Origin of the sequence: Caballeronia sp. NK8 (genome assembly GCF_018408855.1) — a bacterium.
Lineage (GTDB): Bacteria > Pseudomonadota > Gammaproteobacteria > Burkholderiales > Burkholderiaceae > Caballeronia.
This window is the reverse complement of the sequence record NZ_AP024322.1, coordinates 830,373-851,881: the sequence shown is the minus strand read 5'-3', so window position 1 is coordinate 851,881 and position 21,509 is coordinate 830,373. Positions and strand designations below refer to the sequence as shown.

Sequence of the window (21,509 nt, the reverse complement as noted above, 5' to 3'; positions counted from 1 at the left end):
CCACGACTGCGCGTAGTCCGATAAAATTTTTTTTGACACTGAATTGTAGTTTAACTACAATCCAAATCAAGAGGAAATGTCACCTACGAAAAATCATCACTGTCAATCAGATCAGTCTGGGCAGCGAATTTTTTTCGGGTAGACGTTCTGAGCGCATGTTAACGGAGCCTGTGGCACATCGCTTTCTGCGGAAGGCGTGCCGCCCTACCGGTTCATGCACTCGGGCCTCGCGCCTCGCCGTCGAGCGCGCCCTTCGTGGCAAGGCTCGAACGGTCCGGCAAAAATCAAAAGAGGAGACAACTGTTGCGATTCAATCCACTCATCTCTTGAGCGCCGTGCGGCCGTTCATCGGTCTGCCGGCCTGGCGCGCCGCGTTCGTCGTGACGCGCGCTGCCGCTTCCCCGCCGACACCGCCGATCTCCGGCCATCCAGTTTTGCCGTTTTTTTGACCATCGCTTCTTACTCGTGCTTCTGGCCGCATCGGGAGCCAATCGTTTCTTGTTCAGGTGTCTGGAGGAGATAAACAATGAAAGTCCGTAAGCTCATGGGCGCGCTGTGCGCCGCAGGCCTTCTGTGTGGCGCGACGGCGTCGGCGGTTCAGGCTGCCGAGGCTGTTTCCGTGTTGCACTGGTGGACGTCCGGCGGCGAATCCAAGGCAGTCGGCGTGCTCAAGGACGACATGACGAAGCAGGGTTATACCTGGAAGGACTTCGCTGTCGCGGGCGGCGCGGGCGCGGCCGCGATGACCGCGCTGAAAACGCAGGTGATCTCGGGCAACGCGCCGTCGGCGGCGCAGATCAAGGGCCCGCTGATCCAGGAATGGGCCGAGCAAGGCGTGCTCGTGCCGATCGATTCCGTCGCGGGCGACTGGAAGAAGAACCTGCCGCCTGAAATCGACAAGATCATCCACGCCGACGGCCATTACGTTGCCGCGCCCTTCTCGGTGCACCGCGTGAACTGGCTGTACATCAACAAGGCAGCGCTCGACAAGGCGGGCGGCAAGGTGCCGACCAACTGGAACGAGTTCTTCCAGGTCGCCGACAAGATGAAGGCCGCGGGCATCATGCCGATCGCGATGGGCGGCCAGCCGTGGCAGGACCTGACGCTGTGGGAAGACGTCGTGCTCTCGCAGGGCGCGGACTTCTACAAGAAGGCGATCGTCGACCTCGACCAGAAGACCCTGACCTCGGACAAGATGGTTCAGGTGTTCGACACGGTCCGCAAGATCCAGGGCTATTTCGACAGCGGCCGCACGGGCCGTGACTGGAACCTCGCGACCGCGATGGTCATCAACGGCAAGGCCGGCATGCAGTTCATGGGCGACTGGGCGAAGGGCGAATTCGCCGGCGCGAACAAGAAGGCGGGCACGGACTATATCTGCGCGCCGGTGCCGGGCACGGAAAAGGCCTACACCTTCAACGTCGACTCGTTCGTGTTCTTCCAGCAGAAGGGCCAGAAGGCCGCGACGCCGGGCCAGCTCGCGCTCGCCAAGACCATCATGACGCCGGAATTTCAGGAGCAGTTCAGCCTGAACAAGGGCTCGATCCCGGTCCGTCTCGGCGTGTCGATGGATAAGTTCGACGACTGCGCGAAGAAGTCCTACGCTGATGAACAGACGGCGATCAAATCGGGCGGCTATGTTCCGTCGCTCGCGCACGGCATGGCTCAGGGCGATGCAGTCGCCGGCGCGATGACCGACGTCGTGACGAAGTTCATGAATTCGTCGCAGGATTCGAAGAGCGCGGTTGCCGCGCTCGCGAACGCCGCCAAGACGAAGTAAGGCTTCCGCCCGGCGTATGCGGCAAGCATGCGCCGGGCGGTTTGCAGGACCCAAGCAACGTCGCACTATTCAAGCGCCGCAGCCATCCGCTGCATGCGCGCCAATCCGTGCCACCCAGCGCACGACAGCGCCGGCGCATCTTCCAGGAGTCGAGTCGTGACTGCCTCCATCAGTGCGGACAAGAAACCGCAAAACCCGCCCCGTCGCGTTTCACCGACGGCGGCGCTCGCCGATCGCCTGATTCCGAAGCTGGTGCTCGCTCCCAGCGTCGTGATCGCGCTCGTTTTCGTGTACGGCTTCATCGGCATTACGGGTTATCTGTCGCTCTCGGAATCGCGGCTGATGCCGCGCTACGATTTCGCGGGCTTCGACCGCTATCGACAACTTTTCGCCAACGACGTCTGGTGGACGTCCGCCGCCAATCTCGGCTGGTTCGGCATTCCGTTCATCGGCATCTGCGTGTTTCTCGGCCTGTTCCTTGCGATCCTGCTCGACCAGAAGATCCGCAACGAAGGCGCGTTGCGCGCGATCTTCCTCTACCCGATGGCGCTCTCGTTCATCGTGACGGGCACCGCGTGGCAGTGGATTCTGAACCCGGGCCTGGGTCTCGAAAAAGTGTTCCACGACTGGGGCTGGACGAGCTTTTCGTTCAACTGGCTGGGAGACCCCGACAAGGCGATTTTCTGCGTCGTGATCGCGGCGGTATGGCAATCGACGGGCTTCGTGATGGCGCTCTTCCTCGCCGGACTGCGCGGCGTCGACAGCGAAATCTTCAAGGCGGCGCAGATGGACGGCGCGGGATTGCCGACCATCTACCGCAAGATCGTGATTCCGAGCATGCGCCCGGTGTTCTTCTCCGTGCTGCTGATTCTCTGCCACATCACGATCAAGACCTTCGACCTCGTCGTCGCGTTGACGGCGGGCGGTCCGGGCACCTCGTCCTCGCTGCCGGCGATCTTCATGTACACGTTCTCGTTCAACCGTGGCCAGCTCGGCGTGGGCGCCGCATCGTCGATGATGATGCTTGCCACCGTCGTCGCCGTGCTCGTGCCGCTCATGTATCTGGAATCGAGGAGCACCCGCAATGGAAACTAAGATGACCCTGAGCCGCGCCGTCATCTACGCGGTGCTGATCCTGTTCGCGCTCTACTTCCTGTTCCCGATCTACGTGATGCTGTCGACGTCCTTCAAGGATCTCGACCAGCTTCGCACGGGCAACCTGCTCACGCCGCCCACGCACTTCACGTTCGCGCCGTGGGTCAAGGCGTGGCAGGAAGCGTGTACCGGCGTGCGCTGCGACGGCATGCAGCCGTTCTTCATGAACTCGGTACGCATGGTGATTCCGGCGGTGCTGATCTCGTCGTTCGTCGGCGCGTTCAATGGCTACGTGCTCACGCACTGGCGCTTTCGCGGCGCAGACGGCCTGTTCACGATGCTGCTCGTCGGGTGCTTCATCCCCTTCCAGGCGATCCTTCTGCCGATGGCGCGCCTGCAGGGTTTTCTCGGCCTCTCGAACACGACGACCGGCCTCGTGCTCGTCCACGTGATCTACGGCATCGCGTTCACGACGATGTTCTTCCGCAACTTCTACGTGAGCATTCCGGCCGAGCTGGTGAAGGCGGCGCGCATCGACGGCGCGGGTTTCTTCACGATCTTCACGAAGATCCTGCTGCCCGTCTCGCTGCCGATCTTCATGGTGTGTCTGATCTGGCAATTCACGCAGATCTGGAACGACTTCCTGTTCGGTATCGTGTTTTCGGGGGTGGATTCCATGCCGATCACGGTTGCGCTGAACAACCTCGTGAACACGTCGACGGGCGTGAAGGAATACAACGTCGACATGGCCGGCGCGATCATCGCCGCATTGCCGACGATTCTCGTCTACATGATCGCGGGACGTTATTTCGTGCGCGGGCTGACGGCCGGCGCGGTGAAGGGTTAATCGGGCGTTTCCCGACAGAGATATAGAGGATTCACATGGCAAGCCTTTCCATCCGTGACGTGTACAAGACCTACCCGAACGGGGTGCCGGTTCTCAAGGGCGTCAACATCGACATCGAGGACGGTCAGTTCCTGATCCTCGTCGGCGGCTCGGGCTGCGGCAAATCGACCTTGCTCAACATGATCGCGGGTCTCGAGACCGTGACGCGCGGCGACATCATGATCGACGGCAAGACGGTCAACGACCTCTCGCCGAAGGACCGCGACATCGCGATGGTGTTCCAGTCCTACGCGCTCTACCCTTCGATGAGCGTGCGCGAGAACATCTCGTTCGGCCTCAATATCCGCAAGGTGCCGAAGGACGAGCAGAAGAAGATCGTCGATCGCGTGTCGGAGACGCTGCAGATCGGCCATCTGCTCGATCGCAAGCCGGGGCAGCTGTCGGGCGGTCAGCGTCAGCGCGTCGCGATGGGCCGTGCGCTCGCGCGCGATCCGGTGATGTTCCTGTTCGACGAGCCGCTCTCCAACCTCGATGCGAAGCTGCGTATCGAGATGCGCTCGGAAATCAAGCTGCTGCATCAGCGTCTGGGCACGACGATCGTCTACGTGACGCACGACCAGATCGAAGCGATGACGCTCGGCGACCGCATCGCGGTGATGAAGGACGGCATCGTGCAGCAGTTCGGCGCGCCGCAGGAAATCTACGATTCGCCTTCCAATCTGTTCGTCGCGGGCTTCATTGGCGCGCCGCCGATGAACTTCATCGCCGGCAAGCTGGTGGAGGCGGGCTCGGGCGTCGGTTTGCAGCTCGATACGGGCATCGCGCAGAAGGTGCTGAATCTGCCGTTCGATGCGGGCCGGTTGCGCGGCAAGGTCGGGCAGGACGTGATTCTCGGGTTGCGCCCCGAGCGCATCACCGACTCGCGCAGCGCGCACGATGTGTCGGATACGAGCCTGCAACCGGTCGATGTGCGCGTCGACGTGATCGAACCGACGGGGCCGGACACGCTGGTGTTCGCGCAGGTGAACGGCAAGCGCATCGTGTCGCGTGTGCACCCGGCGTCGAATCCGCAGCCGATGTCGAACATGACGCTGTTATTCGATGTGTCGAAGGCGGTGTTGTTCGATCCGCAGACGGAGGAGCGGCTGGCTTGAGCGAGCTGTTCGACTGACTTCAGACGCCACGGTCAGCCGTGGCGTTTTTCATTGTGCGACCATTTACAAGGCACAATCGGCGTTTTGCAATTCGATCCGCCCGCCCGCATGACTCTCCTCTCCTCCCATCCCGAACTCGCCTGGACCACGTCGGACACACCCGACCCCTTCATCGGCCTCGAAGCCCTGGGCGACGCCCACGTGCAAACCTGGGTCGACGCCCAGAATCACCGCACCGAAGCCGCGTTCGGCAACACCCCGGAAGCGCGCACGCTCGCCCAGCGGCTCGAAAAAGCGTACACATCGCAGGACCGCATCGTGTCGTGTTCGCGCTATGGCGACTGGGCCTACAACACCTGGCAGGACGACGCACATCCGCTCGGCATCGTGCGCCGCACGCCGTGGTCTTCATGGCTCGAAAGCAAGCCCGTCTGGGAAACGATCCTCGACGTCGACGCACTCGACCTCAACACCGAACAGAACGACGACACCCGCTGGGCCCTCGCCGACTTCGACATGCGCTACCCCGACTACGACCGCGCGCTCGTGAGCCTGTCGCCGGGCGGCTCGGACGCATGCATGGTGCGCGAGTTCGACATCGCATCGAAAAGCTTCGTCGCGGATGGCTTCGTGCTGCCCGATGTCGGCAAGCACGATATCTCGTGGATCGATCGCGACACGGTCTATGTCGGCTGGGACGACAGCAAGACGAACCCGCGCCCCGCGCTCACCACTTCGGGCTTTCCCCGCCAGGCGCGGCGCTGGAAACGCGGCACGCCGCTCGCGGATGCGCCCGTCGTGTTCGAGGGCAACCGGCGCGACGTGTCGGCGGGCGTCGACTACGATCCGCTCGAGAAACTGCATCTCGCATCGCGCGCGGTGACCTTCTTCGACACGCTCAACTACTGGCTCGACGAAACATCGAACGAATGGCGTCAGTACGATCTGCCGACGCACGCGGAAATCGAGCACTGGAACGGCTGGCTCTTCGTGACGCCGCGCAAGTTCTGGAACGCGGGCGGCCGCCGCTACGCGCCCGGCACGCTGACCGTCATTCGGCGCGACGCGTTTCTCGCAGGCTCGCGCCAGTTCATCGCGCTCTTCACGCCGTCCGAGCGGCTCGTGCTCGCGGGCATCGACTTCACGAAGCACTGGCTGATCGTCTCGCAGATGGACGACGGCACGCCGCGCGTCACGCTGCTGCGCCCGCCCGCGACGCCCGACGGCGAGTGGGCATCGCGCGCGTTCGCGCTGCCGGATGCGAGCCAGTCGTGGGTCGATTCGATCGACAGCGAACGTGACGACACCGTGCTCATCCACGTCGAGCACTTTCTGACGCCGCCATCGCTGTATCACGCCGATCTCGCCAACGACGCCCCGTGGCAACTGCTCGCGCGTCTTCCCGCCCAGTTCGATGCGGCCGGTCTCACCGCCGTGCGCCGCCACGCGCTCGCGCCGGACGGCGAGCGCATTCCCTACTGGCTGATCGGACGCGACGTCGAAACACGCACCGACGCGCGCCCTTGCCTGCTCTACGGCTATGGCGGCTTCGAAGTCGCGCTCGATCCGGGCTACGACGCGACGACCGGCATCGCGTGGCTCGAGCGCGGCGGGCTGTACGCGGTCGCGAACATTCGCGGCGGCGGCGAATTCGGTCCGGCGTGGCATCAGGCGGCGCTGCGCGAGAACCGCCAGATTGCCTTCGACGATTTCATCGCGGTAGCCGAGGCGCTCATCGATACGGGCGTCACCACGGCCAGGCAACTGGCGATTCGCGGCGGCAGCAACGGCGGCCTGCTCACGGCCGTGTGCATGATCCAGCGGCCCGAGCTGTTCGGCGCGGTGCTGTCGGAAGTGCCGCTGCTCGACATGGCGCGCTTTCACCTGCTGCTGCAGGGCGCATCGTGGATCGACGAATACGGCGACCCCGACGACGCCGGCGATCTGCGTCATCTGCTCGCGTACTCGCCGTATCAGAACGTGAAGGCGGACGTCGCGTATCCGCCCGCGCTCTTCACATCATCCACGAGCGATGACCGCGTGCATCCCGGCCACGCGCGCAAGATGGCCGCGAAGATGCAGGCGCAAGGCCACGCGAACGTGTGGTATCAGGAAACCGGGGATGGCGGACACGGCGCGGGCGTCGAGCCGGGCGCGGTCGCGCAGGCGGAAGCGGCCGCGTTCACGTTCCTCGCGGCGATGATCGGGCCGCTCGCCTGATTCAGACCTTCACGGGCGCCGCATGCGAGCGCAGCACCAGCGTGCGCCCGGCGTAGGTCAGCACGCCACATACGCCGATCACGATGCCCATGCCGTGCGGCGATACATCGTGAAAAAGTCCGACTGCGAGACTCGCGAGCGCGCCGAGCGCGAGCTGCATCGCGCCGAAGACGGCGGCGGCCGCGCCCGCGTTGCGCGGATAGCGGTGCATCAGCTCGGTCGTGCAATTGGCCGACAGCAAACCGACCACGCCGACGACGAAGAACAGCGTGAACACGATCGACCACAAGCCGCCCCAGCCAGTCAGCGACACCAGCGCGACCGCGAGCGCCGCCACGACGCTCACGAACGACGCCGCCGAGATCATCTTCATCGCGCCGACGCGGCCGACGAACTTCGTGTTGAGCACGTTCCCCGCGATGATCCCGACGATGTTCAGCCCGAACAGCAGCCCGTAGTGCTGCGGCTTGACGTGGAAATAATCGATATAGACGAACGGCGTCGCGGTGATGTACGCGAACATCGACGCGAACGCCATGCCGCCGCACATCATGTGGCCCCAGGTGACCGGATCGGTCAGCAGATGCCCGTACGCGGCGAACGACTTGCCGATCGCCGCGCTCGCACGCTTCTCCTTCGGCCAGGTCTCGGGCACGCGCAGAAAAGCGGTCACCGCGCAGGTCAGACCGAACAGCGTCAGCGCGACGAACACCACACGCCAGCCGCCGAGCAGCAGCAATTGCCCGCCGATGAGCGGCGCGAGCAGCGGTCCGATCGACGTGACGATGGACAGCATCGACAGCACGCGGGCCGCGTCGGTCGGCTCGTGGGCGTCGCGGGCGATGGCGCGCGCGAGCACCGACGCCGCGCCCGCGCCGAGCGCCTGCAGAAAGCGCACGGAGACGAGCGTATCGATTGAAAACGCCACCGCGCAGCCGATGCTCGCGAGCGCGTACAGCACAATGCCGCCGAGCAGGACCGGCCGGCGGCCATAGGCGTCGGACATCGGGCCGTAGAGCAGCATGCCGAACGAGAAGCCGAACATGAAGCTCGTGAGCGTGGTTTGCGCGGCGGCCGGACTGGTGCCGAACGAGGCGGCGAGCGCGGGCAGGCTCGGCAGATACATGTCGATCGACAGCGGGCCGCACGCGGCGAGCGCGCCGAGCAACAGGATCAGCCGGCCGTCGGGCCGGCGCCGGGTGGTGTCGGGCATGGAGTTCGGAAGACGGGAATGGGTGAAGGCGACGCGGCTTTGCGGCACCCGAGCGAGCGACCATTGTACGTGACGCCCTGTCGCGATCCGTCCCTGAGCGCCGGGTTGGGCTAAGCTCATCGCTCGTTCTGTCCTGTTTCGTCGATCCGATGACTGCCTTTCTGCTGATCTGGAGCCCCAAAAAGTGGCCGTGGCCCGAGTTGCCCGATATCGCGCGGCGCGTGGCCGCGGGCGATGCCGTCGCCGATGTGTGGGGCTGCGGCACCGCGCGCGGGCTCCTGCCGGGCGACCGCGTGTTCGTGCATCGCGTGGCGCAGGAACCGAAGGGCGTGTTCGCATCGGGCTGGGTGACGCGCGCGCCTTACGAAGTGCCCGATGCGGGCAGCAAACGCGGCTATCGGTTGTGCATCGATTTCGTCTACGACTGGCTCGTCGACGCGCACGCGCAAGTCGTCGTCACGCGCGAGGAACTGCGCTCGCACCCCTTCTCCGTGCAGACGTGGGACGCGCAAATGTCCGGCACGCTCATCAAGCCGATGGCCGAAGGCGCGCTGGAAAAGCTGTGGACCGCGCGCACCGGGCGGCGTGCGCGCCCGCCCGCGCCGCCATCGGACATGTAGGCGCGAGGCGGCCTGTTCGCATCGACTCCGGTACAATTTCAGCAAGATTTTTTCGCGTCGGACCGCGCGTTCTGCACGCCGCCGCTCGGGCACCCGGTCCGCTTCACGCGACTCCCGCATCCACTTTCAGCGCAGGCCTTCATCCATGTCCAAGAATCAAGCTCTGTTCGAACGCGCCCAGCGAACCATTCCCGGCGGCGTGAACTCGCCGGTGCGGGCGTTCCGCTCGGTCGGCGGCACGCCGCGCTTCATCGAGCGCGCCGCGGGCCCGTACTTCTGGGACGCCGAAGACAAGCGCTATATCGACTACATCGGCTCGTGGGGCCCGATGATTCTCGGCCACGTCCATCCCGAAGTGCTCGACGCGGTTCAGCGCGTGCTCGCGAACGGCTTCTCGTTCGGCGCGCCGACGGAAGCCGAAATCGAGATCGCCGAGGAAATCTGCAAGCTCGTGCCGTCGATCGAACAGGTGCGCATGGTGTCCTCCGGGACCGAAGCGACCATGAGCGCGCTGCGCCTCGCGCGCGGCTTCACGAACCGCAGCCGCATCATCAAGTTCGAAGGCTGCTATCACGGCCACGCGGACAGCCTGCTCGTCAAGGCCGGCTCGGGCCTGCTGACGTTCGGCAATCCGACTTCCGCGGGCGTTCCCGCCGATATCGCGAAACACACCACCGTGCTCGAGTACAACAACGTCGAGCAGTTGAACGAGGCGTTCGCGGCGTTCGGTTCGGAAATCGCGTCGGTGATCGTCGAGCCGGTTGCGGGCAACATGAACCTCGTGCGCGCGACGCCCGAATTCCTCAACGCGCTGCGCGAGCGCTGCGACGAGCACGGCGCGGTGCTGATCTTCGACGAAGTGATGTGCGGTTTTCGCGTCGCGCTCGGCGGCGCGCAGGAGGTCTACGGCATCAAGCCGGATCTCACCTGCCTCGGCAAGGTCATCGGCGGCGGCATGCCGGCGGCGGCGTTCGGCGGACGCCGGGACATCATGGCGCATCTCGCGCCGCTCGGCGGCGTGTATCAGGCGGGCACGCTGTCGGGCAATCCGATCGCGGTAGCCGCGGGCCTCAAGACGCTGCAACTGATCCAGCGCCCCGGTTTCTACGACAATCTCGCGAAGCAGACGCGCAAGCTGGTCGACGGCCTCGCCGCCGCCGCCCGCGACGCCAAAGTGCCCTTCTCCGCCGATTCGATCGGTGGCATGTTCGGCCTGTATTTCATGGATCAGGTGCCGGGCAGCTTCGCGCAGATCCAGCAAGGCGACACCAAGCGCTTCAACGCATTCTTCCACGCGATGCTCGACGCGGGCGTGTACTTCGCGCCATCGGCGTTCGAGGCGGGCTTCGTGTCCAGCGCGCACGACGACGCCGTGATCGACGCGACGATCGACGCCGCGCGCGGCGCGTTCGCCTCGCTCGCCGCCTGACGCGCCCGGGCCACGCCGATGTTCTCGCAAACCGACTTCACGCATATGGAGCGCGCGCTCGCGCTCGCCTCGAAGGGCATGTACACGACCACGCCGAATCCGCGCGTCGGCTGCGTGCTCGTCAAGAACGGCGAAGTGATCGGCATGGGCTACACGCAGCCGGCCGGCCAGGATCACGCCGAAGTGCAGGCGCTGAAAGACGCCCGCTCGCGCGGCAAGGACCCGCGCGGCTCGACCGCGTATGTGTCGCTGGAGCCGTGCAGCCATTTCGGGCGCACCCCGCCGTGCGCGCACGCGCTCATCGATGCGCGCGTCGAGAAGGTCATCGCCGCGATGGAAGATCCGAACCCGGCGGTGTCGGGCCGCGGTCTCACGATGCTGCGCGATGCGGGCATCGATGTGCGCTGCGGGCTGCTGGCGACCGAGGCGTACGAAATGAATATCGGCTTCGTGTCGCGCATGACGCGCCGCCGTCCGTGGGTACGCATGAAGGTCGCCGCGACGCTCGACGGCCGCACCGGCCTGCCGTCCGGCGAAAGCCAGTGGATCACCGGCGAGGACGCGCGCGCCGACGGCCACGCGTGGCGCGCCCGCGCCTGCGCCATCCTCACGGGCATCGGCACGGTGCGCGAGGATGATCCGCAACTGACGGTGCGCGCGGTCGACACGCCGCGCCAGCCGCAGCGCGTATTGATCGACAGCCGTCTGGACGTGCCGATGCAGGCGCGCATCCTCGATGGCGCGCCGCCGTGGATCTTCCATGCCGCCGACGCCGATCCCGCGCGCATCGACGCGCTGCGCGAAAAAGGCGCGGATCTCATCGAGCTGGCGAACGAGCACGGCAAGGTCGATCTGCCCGCGATGCTCACCGCGCTCGCGGATCGCGGCATCAACGAACTGCACGTCGAAGCGGGCCACAAGCTGAACGGCTCGCTGCTGCGCGAAGGCTGCGTCGACGAACTGCTGATCTATCTCGCGCCGAGCCTGCTCGGCAGCGCGCCCGGCATGTTCGACTTCGCGCCGCCCGACACGCTCGATGCGCGGCCGCATCTGAAATTTCATCGCATCGACCGGCTCGGCGACGACCTGCGCATTCTGGCGCGCAACGCCTGAGCGGATCACACACGCAATCAAGGAACGAAACCGATGTTTACAGGAATCGTCGCGGCGGTGGGCCGCATCGAAAAAGTCACGCCGCTCGGCGCGGAGCCGGAAGCGGGCGTTCGCCTGACGGTCGCCGCGGGCGCGCTCGATCTCGCCGATGTCGAACTCGGCGACAGCATCGCGATTCAGGGCGCGTGCATGACGGTGATTCAGAAGTCCGCCGATGCGTTCGACGTCGAGGTGTCGCGCGAAAGCCTGAACAAGACGGTCGGCCTCGGCGATGCCGGCGCCGGCGTGAATCTGGAGAAGGCGTTGCGGGCGCACGACCGGCTGGGCGGGCATCTCGTTTCAGGGCACGTCGACGGCCTGGGCGTCGTGTCGAAGTTCGAGCCGGTGGGCGAATCGCACGAGTTGCGCATCGTCGCGCCGAAGGACATCGGCAAATATCTGGCCTACAAGGGCTCGGTGACGGTGAACGGCGTGAGTCTCACGGTGAATTCCGTCAGCGACCGCGCGGATGGCTGCGAATTCTCCATCAACCTGATTCCGCATACGGTCGAAGTCACGACGCTCAGGGCGCTCGCCAAGGGCGCGAAGGTCAATCTCGAAATCGATCTGATCGCGCGCTATGTCGAACGGATGATGAACGCGCAGTGAGTCGCCGTTTCGCCAGTCAGGACTGGGCGCCCCACAAGTAGTCGAATTCGAAGGACACTTCCTTGCTGTGACGGATGGAGACCAGATAGATGGTGTCGTCCGCCAGCAGATAAAGGAGCACGTGGTCGTCGAAAACATACTCGCGAAGGTCCGCAGCGATGCTTGCGGATTCCGTTGCATCGGCGAGCTTTTCGTACGCGAGTAACGCATGGACCGTATCGGGTCTGGTATTGAGCATGCGACGGCCGAGCGCGGGAAAACGCTGAAGCAGCGGAACGACTTCTTCTTCGAGCGACTGAAGTATTCGAACGAAGCCGTCCAGATTGTCCTTTCTTACCCAGTAACGCTCCATGTCCGAGAGTCGAGCCGCAAAACTGCTCATGCTTCGGACAGTCACACGTCCACGCTGATCAGTCACCGTCCGGCCCTCCGGCTGCGTCTTTCTTCGCCTTGATTCGTGCCTTGTAGCGCGCGAGTACTTCGAAGGCGTCTTCATGGCGCCCGGCCTTCAGATCTTCCAGACCTGCAAGTGCGTCCTCCAGCAGCAGCATGTGAATCCGATTGCGCTCCATCCGGTAGTACATCTCGAGCTTCTCCGTGCTGATCAGCGCTGCGCAACTTTCGCCATTCTTGGTGATGATTTTTTCAGTTCCGCCGCGCACTTCCTCGACCAGTTCGGAAAGATTGGCACGCGCCTGCGACAGCGGGATGATGTCCTTTGCGGTGTAAGCCACGGCAGGCTCCGTACGAATTAATGTACTTAACATTGTACGATATTTGCGCATTGAAGTTTAAGACGCCCCTAGTTTCTCAAGCGCAACGCCGCCACACCATTCATCCGAATGGCTTAGGCAAATCTCCATCCGTCGACGGCAAGTGATTTCAGCCTCGGTCCATCTGCCGTGGCGTAAAATACGCCCTTTCCCCAAACCGGACCCCGCACGGGACGTCATCATGTCGCTCGCCTCCACTCCTGAGATCATCGCTGAACTGAAAGCCGGCCGGATGGTGATTCTCGTCGACGAAGAAGACCGCGAAAATGAAGGCGATCTCGTCATCGCCGCCGAATTCGTCACGCCCGAAGCCATCAATTTCATGGCGAAGCACGGCCGCGGCCTCATTTGCCTCACGCTCACGCAGGACCGCTGCAAGCAGCTGAATCTGCCGCTCATGACGCATCGCAACGGCACGCAGTACGGCACGGCGTTCACGGTCAGCATCGAAGCGGCGGAAGGCGTGACGACCGGCATTTCCGCCGCCGACCGCGCGAAGACCATCGCCGCGGCGGTCGCGCACGATGCGCGCGCCGAGCATATCGTCCAGCCGGGCCACGTGTTCCCGATCATGGCGCAGCCGGGCGGCGTGCTGGTGCGCGCGGGCCACACCGAAGCCGGCTGCGACTTCACCGCGCTCGCCGGCCTCACGCCCGCGGCGGTGATCTGCGAGATCATCAAGGACGACGGCGAGATGGCGCGCCTGCCCGATCTTATCGAGTTCAGCCAGCAGCACGGCATCAAGATCGGCACGATCGCCGATCTGATCCATTACCGCAGCCGCACCGAGTCGATCATCGAGAAAGTCTGCGAGCGCACGATGCAGACCGCGCACGGCCCGTTCCGCGCGGTGCTGTACCGCGACGAGCCGACGGGCTCGCCGCACATCGCGCTCGTGCGCGGCGCGCCGCGTCCCGACCGCGACACGCCGGTGCGCGTGCACGAGCCGCTTTCAGTGCTCGATCTGCTCGAAATCGATTCGTCGACGCATTCGTGGACCATCGACGCCGCGATGAAGGAAATCGCCGCGCGCGACCTCGGCGCGATCGTCATGCTCAACTGCGGCGACACGAAGGAACATCTCGTCGACGTGTTTCAGGCGTTCGACCAGAAGGAAAAGGCGGCGGTGCTCAAGCGCCGCCCGATCGACTTCAAGACTTACGGCATCGGCGCGCAGATCCTGCGCGATCTCGGCGTCGGCAGGATGGAAGTGCTCGCGAACCCGCGCAAGCTGGGCAGCATGTCGGGCTACGGCCTGGAAGTGACGGGCTTCGTGCCGATGCCCGGCTGCCCCGCCACCGCCGCGCCCGTGGACACGCCCCTCACACAGTTGCGCTCGGTCTGAAACCGCCGGCCGCACAACCCCATTCCATACAATTCCAAGGGAAGGACCTCATTCATGGAAATCGGACAATACCAGCCGAACCTCGACGGTGACGGCTTGCGCATCGGCATCGTGCAGTCGCGCTTCAACGAACCGGTGTGCAACGGCCTCGCCGACGCGTGCATCGAAGAGCTGGAGCGCCTCGGCGTGATCGGCCAGGACGTGCTGCTCGTCACCGTGCCCGGCGCGCTCGAAATTCCGCTCGCGCTGCAAAAGCTCGCGGAGTCCGGCCAGTTCGACGCGCTGATCGCGCTCGGCGCGGTCGTGCGCGGCGAGACGTATCACTTCGAACTCGTGTCGAACGAAAGCGGCGCGGGCATCTCGCGCATCGCGCTCGATTTCGGCATTCCGGTTGCGAACGCCGTTCTGACGACCGAAAACGACGAACAAGCCGTCGCCCGCATGACCGAGAAGGGCCGCGACGCCGCACGCGTGGCGGTCGAAATGGCGAATCTGTCCGTCGCGCTCGAGCAGCTCGGCGGCGATGACGAAGACGAAGACGAAGACGAAGAAGACGAGGACCGCGCATGAAGAGCGCACGCCGCCGTTCGCGTGAACTCGCGACGCAAGGGCTTTATCAATGGTTGCTGTCGGGCGCGCCCGCCGGCGAAATCGACGCGCAATTGCGCAACGCACAGGGCTTCGACAAGGCCGATCAGGCGCATCTCGATGCGATCCTGCACGGCGTGATCAAGGAATCCGACGCGCTGTCCGCGCAGTTGCAGCCGTGTCTCGACCGCCCGATCGAGCAGTTGTCGCCGGTCGAACGCGCGGTGTTGCTGGTCGCCGCGTTCGAGTTCAAGCATCACATCGACGTGCCGTATCGCGTCGTCATCAACGAAGCGGTCGAGCTGACCAAGACCTTCGGCGGCTCGGACGGCTACAAGTACGTAAACGGCGTGCTCGACAAGCTCGCCGTCGTGATGCGTCCCGCCGAGGCGCAGGCGCGCGGGCGCGGAGCGTAAATGACCGGCGTCTCGGAACCGCTCGTCAGGCTCGCGTCGCGCGTCGATGCGATCGAGCCGTTCTACGTGATGGAGCTGATGAAAGAGGCTCAGGCGCTGGAGCGCGCGGGCCGCGACATCATCCACATGAGCATCGGCGAACCGGACTTCACCGCGCCGGAGCCGGTGATCCACGCCGCCGCCGATGCGCTCAAGCGCGGCGTCACGCAGTACACCAACGCGCTCGGCATTCACGCCCTGCGCGAGGCGATCGCGCAGCATTATCGCGATACCTTCGGACTGACAGTCGAGCCGGAGCGCATCGTGGTGACAGCGGGCGCGTCGGCGGCGCTGCTGCTCGCGTGCATGGCGCTCGTCGATAACGGCGACGAAGTGCTGATGCCAGATCCGTGTTATCCGTGCAACCGGCACTTCGTGTCGGCGGCGGATGGCAAGCCGGTGCTCATCGCGAGCGGTCCGGCCGAGCGCTTTCAGCTCACGGCCGCGCATGTCGAGGAAAGCTGGACGGATAGAACGCGCGGCGTGCTGCTCGCGTCGCCGTCGAATCCGACCGGCACGTCGATCGAGCCGGACGAGTTGCGGCGCATCGTCGAAAAGGTGCGCGCGCGCGGCGGCTTCACGATCGTCGACGAGATCTATCAGGGGCTGAGCTACGACGCGAAGCCCGTGTCCGCGCTCTCCTTCGGCGACGATGTCGTGACCGTGAACAGCTTTTCGAAGTATTTCAACATGACCGGCTGGCGGCTCGGCTGGCTCGTCGTGCCGCACGCGATGGTCGGCGCGGTCGAGAAGCTCTCGCAAAACCTGTTCATTTGCGCGTCGGCACTTGCGCAGCATGCAGCGCTCGCGTGCTTCCAGCCCGAGACGCTCGCAATTTACGAAGCGCGCCGGCTGGAGTTCAAGCGGCGGCGCGACTACATCGTGCCGGCGCTGCGCTCGCTGGGTTTCGGTGTACCGGTCGTGCCCGACGGCGCGTTCTACGTCTACGCCGATACGACGACGGTTCACCATCCCGCCGCCGGCAACAGCGATGCGCTCACGCACTCGATGCTCCACGACGCGGGCGTCGTGCTCGTGCCGGGCGCGGATTTCGGCTTTCATGCGCCGGAGCGCTACATTCGTCTTTCTTACGCCACGGCGTATTCGAAGCTCGAAGAAGCGGTGCAGCGGCTGGGAACGCTGTTCGCCCGATGATCTGAGCGCGACAGGCAAGAAAAAAGGGCACCGCGTGGTGCCCTTCTTCTTTTACGTCTGGCGAATGCGTCAGGCGCCGAATTCCGCCGACGCGACGTGCTTCGTTTCGCCGTCGCCATCATCCTGCGATGCCGACTTCTTCGCCGAGTCGATCGTCACGTGAACGCGTTTGCTGTCCGCAGCGGTCGATGCCAGCACCTGCTTCGGCGCGGCCTGAACCGGCGCTTGCGGCGCATTGATCGGCACATTGCGGCCGCGCGCGACATCGCGCAGGCGCGAACGCTCGGCCAGCACCTTGGCGCCGTAGCCGCCGTCGTCCTGGGTCGTCGAGCCGACGTAGTAGCGCAGACCGCCCGCCACCGAACCGCCGCGCGCGATGCAGTCCTTCAGCACCAGCGCGCCGACCTTGATGTTCGCGAGCGGATCGAGCGCCGCGTGCGAGCCGCCGAAGTACTGGAATTTGTCGGAATGAACCTTCGACATCACCTGCATCAGGCCCTGTGCGCCCACGCCGCTTTCGGCATACGGATTGAAGCCCGATTCGATCGCCATCACGGAGAGCAGCAGCAGCGGATCGAGGCCGACTTCGCGGCCGGTGTCGAACGCAGCGCGCACGAGTTCGCTGACCGGATCTTCCGCCACGCGATAACGGCGCGCGATGAAGTTCGCGACGAGCTTCTGCTCGCGCGTGGAGACGAGCACACGGTCATCACGCGCATCGGCGACGACGCGCTGCGCCGGAATCATGCTCGCGAGCATGCCGACGGACGGCATCGTGCGCGGGTCCAGCCCGTTGGGCGAGACCGCGAGGCTGATGCCGCCGGTGAGCCGATGCGTGCTGGCGTCGTCGGACGCAGCCGCGCCGAGCGACGGCACGGCGGCGCCGGGCGCCTTCGACTTGACCGATGCAGCGTTGGCTGCAAGGTTCGCGGGCAGCATCGGATCGCTCGGCGCGCGATGCACCGCCGCGAACGGCGGCAGCGGCTGGCCTGCGAGCAGACGCGCCGGTCCGGCCTGCACGGCCGCCGACACGAACGGCATGATCTTTGCGGCGAAGGTGGTGCGCCACGATGGCAGCAACCACAGTGCGAGCGCGCTGACAACCGCCGCGCAGCCGACGATGGCGAAGAGATGGTGACTCAAACGGCGTCCACGACGTAGCGCCACACGCACGATCTGCGCGGCGCGGGTGTCGGAACCCCACCAGAATGAAGCGTTCATCGATACTCCCAATGTTGCATGATTTGCGCAGATGAATACGAATTGAATACGCATTCGAAACACAAATCAGACACCGCTCGCACCTGGCAAGCGTAAGCGGCATCGGGGATACGGCATGCGCCGTCTGAAAAGCCGATCCGGTCAAAGACTACCGGTTGCGCGGCACGAACTGCATGCCCTGGTTGCGCACATGGCTTTCCACGCGAAAAACCGGCGTGTCAAACGCCGGCAAGGACAACCAACAGCCATGAATCGCCGGGCAGGAGCGGCGCAGGCGACGCATGTGCGTCTGAAAAACCTGAGGCTAAGGTAAAAACTTTCAAAACCTGCAATGGGTGTGAGGCGATTCTATCAGGGTTTAATGATCCGTCAATGCTATAGACTTCTGTTTCAATTACTTACAGTTATATTGAACACCGTTCAGCGCCCGAAAAGCACGTCTCACGGGCCTTTCCCACAGGAATTTACTGAATGTCCCCCAACGCACGGACGCCGACGCAGGTAAAATCGACAATCGCCTAGCGCGCAGCCGTCCCGGCCCTTCACCGCGTGCATCGGGCGCCTCCGAGCCCTATTTCGACCATCGATGAAATATAAAGATCTGCGCGACTTTACCGCCCGCCTCGAAGCGCTCGGCGAATTGCGCCGCATTCGGCAGCCCATCTCTCCCGTTCTCGAAATCACCGAAATCTCGGATCGCGTATTGCGCGCGGGCGGACCGGCGCTGCTCTTCGAAGCGCCCACTGGCCACACGATGCCCGTGCTCGCCAACCTGTTCGGTACGACCCGGCGCGTCGCGCTCGGCATGGGCATCGAAACTGAAGCGCAGAGCGGCTCCGATGTCAGCCTCGGCAGCGACGTCGCCGCGCTCAGCTCGCTGCGCGACGTCGGCAGGCTGCTCTCGGCGCTCAAGGAGCCGGAGCCGCCAAAAGGCCTGAAGGACGCGGGCAAGCTGCTTTCGCTCGCGAAGGCCGTTTGGGACATGGCGCCGAAAGCGGTCAGCGCGCCGCCCTGTCAGGAAGTGGTGTGGGAAGGCAACGACGTCGATCTTCATCGGCTGCCGATACAGACCTGCTGGCCCGGCGACGCCGGACCGCTGCTCACCTGGGGCCTCACCGTCACGCGCGGGCCGAACAAGCCGCGCCAGAATCTCGGCATCTACCGGCAGCAGTTGATCGGGCGCAACAAGCTCATCATGCGCTGGCTCGCGCATCGCGGCGGCGCGCTCGACTTCCGCGAATTCGCGCTGGCGAATCCCGGCAAGCCTTACCCGGTCGCGGTCGTGCTCGGCGCCGATCCCGCGACGATCCTCGGCGCCGTGACGCCAGTGCCCGATTCGTTGTCCGAATATCAGTTCGCCGGCCTGCTGCGCGGCTCGCGCACCGAGCTCGCGAAGTGCCTGACGCCGGGCGTCGATACGCTGCAGGTGCCGGCGCGCGCCGAGATCGTGCTCGAAGGCTTCATTTATCCGCAGGACGGCGCACCGCCGCCCGCGCCCGCAGGCGCGCCGCCGCGTCCGTCGGCTGGCGCCGCCGCGAAGTACGAGCACGCGCTCGAAGGGCCGTACGGCGATCACACCGGTTACTACAACGAACAGGAATGGTTTCCGGTCTTCACCGTCGAGAAGATCACGATGCGCCGCGACGCCCTGTTCCATTCCACCTACACCGGCAAGCCGCCCGACGAGCCCGCCGTGCTCGGCGTCGCGTTGAACGAAGTGTTCGTGCCGCTGCTGCAGAAGCAGTTCAGCGAGATCACCGATTTCTATCTGCCGCCCGAGGGCTGCAGTTATCGCATGGCGATCGTGCAGATGAAGAAGAGCTACCCCGGCCACGCGAAGCGCGTGATGTTCGGCGTGTGGAGCTTTCTGCGGCAGTTCATGTATACGAAGTTCATCATCGTGGTGGACGAAGACGTGAACGTGCGCGACTGGAACGAAGTCATCTGGGCGATCACGACGCGTGTCGATCCGACGCGCGACACCGTGATGGTCGACAACACGCCGATCGACTATCTCGACTTCGCCTCGCCGGTCGCGGGACTCGGCTCGAAGATGGGGCTCGACGCGACCAACAAGTGGCCCGGCGAAACGACACGCGAATGGGGCCGCCCGATCGTAATGGACGAAGCCGTGAAGCGTCGCGTCGATGCGCTGTGGACTGAACTCGGACTGGATAAATCATGATCGCGGCCACGCTCTATCGCGGCGACGTCGTCGAGAACACGCATGCGGCGCACGTCGCCATCGTCGATGCTCACGGGCGCCTCGTGCATTCCTTCGGCGATCCGTATCGCGTGACGCTGCCGCGCTCGGCGGCGAAGCCCGCGCAGGCGCTCGCGATCATCGAAACGGGCGCGCTCGCGCGCTTCGGTTTCACCGATGAAGACCTCGCGCTGATGTGCGGCTCGCACAGCAGCGAGCCGCGTCATATCGAGCGCGCGCGGGCGATGCTCGCCAGATCGAACGCGAGCGAAAGCGATCTGCGCTGCGGCGGCCATCCGCCGATCTCCGAAGCGGTATACAAAGACTGGATCAGGCGCGACTTCACGCCGACGGCCGTCTGCAGCAACTGCTCCGGCAAGCACGCCGGCATGCTGGCGGGCGCGCGGGCGATCGACGCGCCACTCGCCGATTACCACTTGCCAGAGCATCCGCTGCAGATGCACGTGAAGCGCACGATGGCGCGCGCCGTCGATCTCGCCGACGACGAAGTGCAATGGGCCATCGACGGCTGCAATCTGCCGACGCCCGCCTTCCCGCTCGAACGTCTCGCGCGGCTCTATATGAAGATCGCCGCTGCGCCCGAGGGCTCGCCGCTTGCCCGCATCCATCGCGCGATGACGTCGTATCCCGAACTCGTCGCGGGCGAGAGGCGCTTCTGCACGCTGCTGATGCAGGCGTTCGGCGGCGAACTCGTCGGCAAGACGGGCGCGGACGCGAGCTACGCGATCGGCGTGCGGCGCGAGCAAGGCGCGCTCGGCATCGCGGTGAAGGTCGAGGACGGCAACACATCGGTGCTCAACGCGGTCGTCGTGCATGTGCTCGATCTGCTCGGCATCGGCACAGAGCGGCAACGCGATGCGCTCGCCGCCTTTCGCAACCCCATTACGCGCAACACGATGAGCGTGCCGACCGGACACCTCGACATAAGCTTCGCCCTTCACAATCATCAATAACAACATGCATTCGTGGTCGCTGCTGTCGGACGGTTTTTTTCTGTCGCTGTCTTTGTGTCTGGATATCGGGATCGCCAACGTCGCGATCATTTCGCTCGTGCTGTCGCATGGCTTCAGGCCGGGGCTCGTGCTCGGCCTCGGAACGTGTTTCGGCGACCTCTTCTACGCGGCGCTCGCGCTGGCGGGCATGTCGGCGCTGCTGCAGTTTTCCGCCGTGCGCTGGGTCGTGTGGATCGGCGGGGCAATCGTGCTGCTCTTTCTGACCTGGAAGATGGCGCGCGAAGCGCTCAATCCGGCGACCGCGCCGCCCGTCGAAGGCGAGGCGGATTACAGTGCGCCGCTGCCGGCGCACTGGAAAAGCTTTATGCGCGGATGCCTGCTGGCGGTTTCATCGCCGAGTGCGATTCTGTGGTTCGCGGCGGTAGGCGGCGCGCTGATCGCGAAAAGCGGCGCGACGAGCCCCGTGAGCGCTTCGGTGTTTCTCATCGGCTTCTTCGCCGGCGGGCTCGGCTGGACGATCTTCATCTGCACGCTCGCGAGCCACGGCAGGAAGCGCGCCGGAACCCAGCTTCTGCGCGCCTGCCACGTCATGTCCGCGGTGCTCTTCGCGTACTTCTCGTACAGCGTGATCGTCAATGGCTACCGCGATCTGATCGTGCACGCGGCATCGTGAAAA

20 protein-coding genes are annotated in these 21,509 nt (G+C 64.8%); 16 read left to right on the top strand and 4 right to left on the bottom strand.

The annotated features are described in order from the left end of the window. The first annotated feature begins 526 nt into the window (after window positions 1-526). From NK8_RS04000 to NK8_RS03980, 5 genes are all read left to right on the top strand, one after another. A complete protein-coding gene (locus NK8_RS04000; RefSeq protein ID WP_162065181.1) occupies window positions 527-1,780 on the top strand; it encodes an ABC transporter substrate-binding protein in 1,254 nt (417 codons plus the stop codon). 93 nt (window positions 1,781-1,873) lie between these two features. After that, the gene (locus tag NK8_RS03995; RefSeq protein ID WP_353622642.1) at window positions 1,874-2,875 is read left to right on the top strand and encodes a sugar ABC transporter permease; all 1,002 of its coding nucleotides are present in this window, start codon (window positions 1,874-1,876) and stop codon (window positions 2,873-2,875) included. After that, window positions 2,865-3,722 carry a carbohydrate ABC transporter permease gene (locus NK8_RS03990; RefSeq protein WP_061179447.1) on the top strand — a complete coding sequence of 286 codons (858 nt, stop codon included), beginning with the start codon at window positions 2,865-2,867 and terminating at the stop codon, window positions 3,720-3,722. Before NK8_RS03995 ends, NK8_RS03990 begins: the two co-directional genes overlap by 11 nt. A 35-nt stretch (window positions 3,723-3,757) precedes the next feature. Then, window positions 3,758-4,876, top strand: coding sequence for an ABC transporter ATP-binding protein (locus tag NK8_RS03985; protein WP_061179446.1), 1,119 nt, complete (start codon window positions 3,758-3,760; stop codon window positions 4,874-4,876). A gap of 108 nt (window positions 4,877-4,984) precedes the next feature. Further along, window positions 4,985-7,096 (top strand): prolyl oligopeptidase family protein, encoded by a 2,112-nt coding sequence (locus NK8_RS03980; protein WP_213227586.1) that lies wholly within the window; start codon window positions 4,985-4,987, stop codon window positions 7,094-7,096. Window position 7,097: 1 nt separating this feature from the next. Here the strand turns inward: NK8_RS03980 and NK8_RS03975 are convergent, their stop codons facing one another. Beyond that, window positions 7,098-8,309 carry a Bcr/CflA family multidrug efflux MFS transporter gene (locus NK8_RS03975; RefSeq protein ID WP_162065177.1) on the bottom strand — a complete coding sequence of 404 codons (1,212 nt, stop codon included), beginning with the start codon at window positions 8,307-8,309 and terminating at the stop codon, window positions 7,098-7,100. 149 nt (window positions 8,310-8,458) lie between these two features. Here NK8_RS03975 and NK8_RS03970 point away from each other — a divergent pair, with 149 nt between their 5' ends. The 4 genes from NK8_RS03970 to NK8_RS03955 all read left to right on the top strand — a co-directional run bounded on the left by NK8_RS03970 (window position 8,459) and on the right by NK8_RS03955 (window position 12,119). Next, a complete protein-coding gene (locus NK8_RS03970; RefSeq protein WP_213227584.1) occupies window positions 8,459-8,929 on the top strand; it encodes a hypothetical protein in 471 nt (156 codons plus the stop codon). Between the two features lie 145 nt (window positions 8,930-9,074). After that, entirely contained in the window at window positions 9,075-10,358 is a 1,284-nt protein-coding gene (hemL, locus tag NK8_RS03965; protein ID WP_213227582.1) for a glutamate-1-semialdehyde 2,1-aminomutase, read from the top strand. Between the two features lie 18 nt (window positions 10,359-10,376). Then, window positions 10,377-11,471, top strand: coding sequence for a bifunctional diaminohydroxyphosphoribosylaminopyrimidine deaminase/5-amino-6-(5-phosphoribosylamino)uracil reductase RibD (gene ribD / locus NK8_RS03960; protein ID WP_162065174.1), 1,095 nt, complete (start codon window positions 10,377-10,379; stop codon window positions 11,469-11,471). Between the two features lie 33 nt (window positions 11,472-11,504). Continuing rightward, on the top strand, window positions 11,505-12,119 hold the full coding sequence (locus NK8_RS03955; RefSeq protein ID WP_162065173.1) for a riboflavin synthase: 615 nt from the start codon (window positions 11,505-11,507) through the stop codon (window positions 12,117-12,119). A 16-nt stretch (window positions 12,120-12,135) separates the two neighbouring features. On the opposite strand, the gene NK8_RS03950 is transcribed toward NK8_RS03955, so the two are convergent. Continuing rightward, window positions 12,136-12,501: a type II toxin-antitoxin system RelE/ParE family toxin gene (locus NK8_RS03950; RefSeq protein ID WP_225936197.1), complete on the bottom strand. Its 366-nt coding sequence runs from the start codon at window positions 12,499-12,501 to the stop codon at window positions 12,136-12,138. Window positions 12,502-12,529: 28 nt separating this feature from the next. Further along, the gene (locus tag NK8_RS03945) at window positions 12,530-12,853 is read right to left on the bottom strand and encodes a type II toxin-antitoxin system Phd/YefM family antitoxin (RefSeq protein WP_162065171.1); all 324 of its coding nucleotides are present in this window, start codon (window positions 12,851-12,853) and stop codon (window positions 12,530-12,532) included. Window positions 12,854-13,073: 220 nt separating this feature from the next. Here NK8_RS03945 and ribBA point away from each other — a divergent pair, with 220 nt between their 5' ends. From ribBA to NK8_RS03925, 4 genes are read left to right on the top strand one after another with little or no spacing between them, the layout of a single operon-like run. Continuing rightward, the gene (gene ribBA, locus NK8_RS03940) at window positions 13,074-14,237 is read left to right on the top strand and encodes a bifunctional 3,4-dihydroxy-2-butanone-4-phosphate synthase/GTP cyclohydrolase II (protein WP_162065170.1); all 1,164 of its coding nucleotides are present in this window, start codon (window positions 13,074-13,076) and stop codon (window positions 14,235-14,237) included. A gap of 54 nt (window positions 14,238-14,291) precedes the next feature. Further along, window positions 14,292-14,807 (top strand): 6,7-dimethyl-8-ribityllumazine synthase, encoded by a 516-nt coding sequence (gene ribH, locus NK8_RS03935; protein ID WP_213227578.1) that lies wholly within the window; start codon window positions 14,292-14,294, stop codon window positions 14,805-14,807. Beyond that, a complete protein-coding gene (nusB, locus tag NK8_RS03930) occupies window positions 14,804-15,241 on the top strand; it encodes a transcription antitermination factor NusB (RefSeq protein ID WP_162065169.1) in 438 nt (145 codons plus the stop codon). Before ribH ends, nusB begins: the two co-directional genes overlap by 4 nt. Further along, a complete protein-coding gene (locus NK8_RS03925; RefSeq protein WP_213227577.1) occupies window positions 15,242-16,435 on the top strand; it encodes a pyridoxal phosphate-dependent aminotransferase in 1,194 nt (397 codons plus the stop codon). A 69-nt stretch (window positions 16,436-16,504) separates the two neighbouring features. On the opposite strand, the gene NK8_RS03920 is transcribed toward NK8_RS03925, so the two are convergent. Beyond that, window positions 16,505-17,656: a transglycosylase SLT domain-containing protein gene (locus NK8_RS03920; protein ID WP_213227575.1), complete on the bottom strand. Its 1,152-nt coding sequence runs from the start codon at window positions 17,654-17,656 to the stop codon at window positions 16,505-16,507. A gap of 586 nt (window positions 17,657-18,242) precedes the next feature. On the opposite strand from NK8_RS03920, the gene NK8_RS03915 reads away from it, so the two are divergent. Genes NK8_RS03915 through NK8_RS03905 form a run of 3 tightly spaced genes read left to right on the top strand, consistent with a single transcriptional unit; the run spans window position 18,243 to window position 21,506 of the window. Beyond that, window positions 18,243-19,841, top strand: a complete 1,599-nt coding sequence (locus NK8_RS03915; RefSeq protein WP_213227573.1) for a UbiD family decarboxylase — start codon at window positions 18,243-18,245, stop codon at window positions 19,839-19,841. Then, window positions 19,838-20,833: an asparaginase gene (locus tag NK8_RS03910; RefSeq protein WP_213227571.1), complete on the top strand. Its 996-nt coding sequence runs from the start codon at window positions 19,838-19,840 to the stop codon at window positions 20,831-20,833. The genes NK8_RS03915 and NK8_RS03910 overlap by 4 nt, the downstream gene beginning before the upstream one ends. Window positions 20,834-20,837: 4 nt before the next feature. Further along, window positions 20,838-21,506 (top strand): LysE family translocator, encoded by a 669-nt coding sequence (locus tag NK8_RS03905; protein ID WP_213227569.1) that lies wholly within the window; start codon window positions 20,838-20,840, stop codon window positions 21,504-21,506. The last annotated feature ends 3 nt before the right edge of the window (window positions 21,507-21,509 follow it).

What these genes read in the sequence shown, in the direction of transcription:
- NK8_RS04000 (WP_162065181.1), top strand. Translation starts at nt 527, where the DNA reads ATGAAAGTCCGTAAGCTCATGGGCGCGCTGTGCGCCGCAGGCCTTCTG.
- NK8_RS03970 (WP_213227584.1), top strand. Translation starts at nt 8,459, where the DNA reads ATGACTGCCTTTCTGCTGATCTGGAGCCCCAAAAAGTGGCCGTGGCCC.
- NK8_RS03955 (WP_162065173.1), top strand. Translation starts at nt 11,505, where the DNA reads ATGTTTACAGGAATCGTCGCGGCGGTGGGCCGCATCGAAAAAGTCACG.
- nusB (WP_162065169.1), top strand. Translation starts at nt 14,804, where the DNA reads ATGAAGAGCGCACGCCGCCGTTCGCGTGAACTCGCGACGCAAGGGCTT.
- NK8_RS03905 (WP_213227569.1), top strand. Translation starts at nt 20,838, where the DNA reads ATGCATTCGTGGTCGCTGCTGTCGGACGGTTTTTTTCTGTCGCTGTCT.
- NK8_RS03995 (WP_353622642.1), top strand. Translation starts at nt 1,874, where the DNA reads ATGCGCGCCAATCCGTGCCACCCAGCGCACGACAGCGCCGGCGCATCT.
- NK8_RS03910 (WP_213227571.1), top strand. Translation starts at nt 19,838, where the DNA reads ATGATCGCGGCCACGCTCTATCGCGGCGACGTCGTCGAGAACACGCAT.
- NK8_RS03985 (WP_061179446.1), top strand. Translation starts at nt 3,758, where the DNA reads ATGGCAAGCCTTTCCATCCGTGACGTGTACAAGACCTACCCGAACGGG.
- NK8_RS03920 (WP_213227575.1), bottom strand. Translation starts at nt 17,656, where the DNA reads ATGAACGCTTCATTCTGGTGGGGTTCCGACACCCGCGCCGCGCAGATC.
- ribBA (WP_162065170.1), top strand. Translation starts at nt 13,074, where the DNA reads ATGTCGCTCGCCTCCACTCCTGAGATCATCGCTGAACTGAAAGCCGGC.
- NK8_RS03980 (WP_213227586.1), top strand. Translation starts at nt 4,985, where the DNA reads ATGACTCTCCTCTCCTCCCATCCCGAACTCGCCTGGACCACGTCGGAC.
- NK8_RS03925 (WP_213227577.1), top strand. Translation starts at nt 15,242, where the DNA reads ATGACCGGCGTCTCGGAACCGCTCGTCAGGCTCGCGTCGCGCGTCGAT.
- NK8_RS03950 (WP_225936197.1), bottom strand. Translation starts at nt 12,501, where the DNA reads ATGAGCAGTTTTGCGGCTCGACTCTCGGACATGGAGCGTTACTGGGTA.
- NK8_RS03975 (WP_162065177.1), bottom strand. Translation starts at nt 8,309, where the DNA reads ATGCCCGACACCACCCGGCGCCGGCCCGACGGCCGGCTGATCCTGTTG.
- NK8_RS03990 (WP_061179447.1), top strand. Translation starts at nt 2,865, where the DNA reads ATGGAAACTAAGATGACCCTGAGCCGCGCCGTCATCTACGCGGTGCTG.
- ribD (WP_162065174.1), top strand. Translation starts at nt 10,377, where the DNA reads ATGTTCTCGCAAACCGACTTCACGCATATGGAGCGCGCGCTCGCGCTC.
- hemL (WP_213227582.1), top strand. Translation starts at nt 9,075, where the DNA reads ATGTCCAAGAATCAAGCTCTGTTCGAACGCGCCCAGCGAACCATTCCC.
- ribH (WP_213227578.1), top strand. Translation starts at nt 14,292, where the DNA reads ATGGAAATCGGACAATACCAGCCGAACCTCGACGGTGACGGCTTGCGC.
- NK8_RS03915 (WP_213227573.1), top strand. Translation starts at nt 18,243, where the DNA reads ATGAAATATAAAGATCTGCGCGACTTTACCGCCCGCCTCGAAGCGCTC.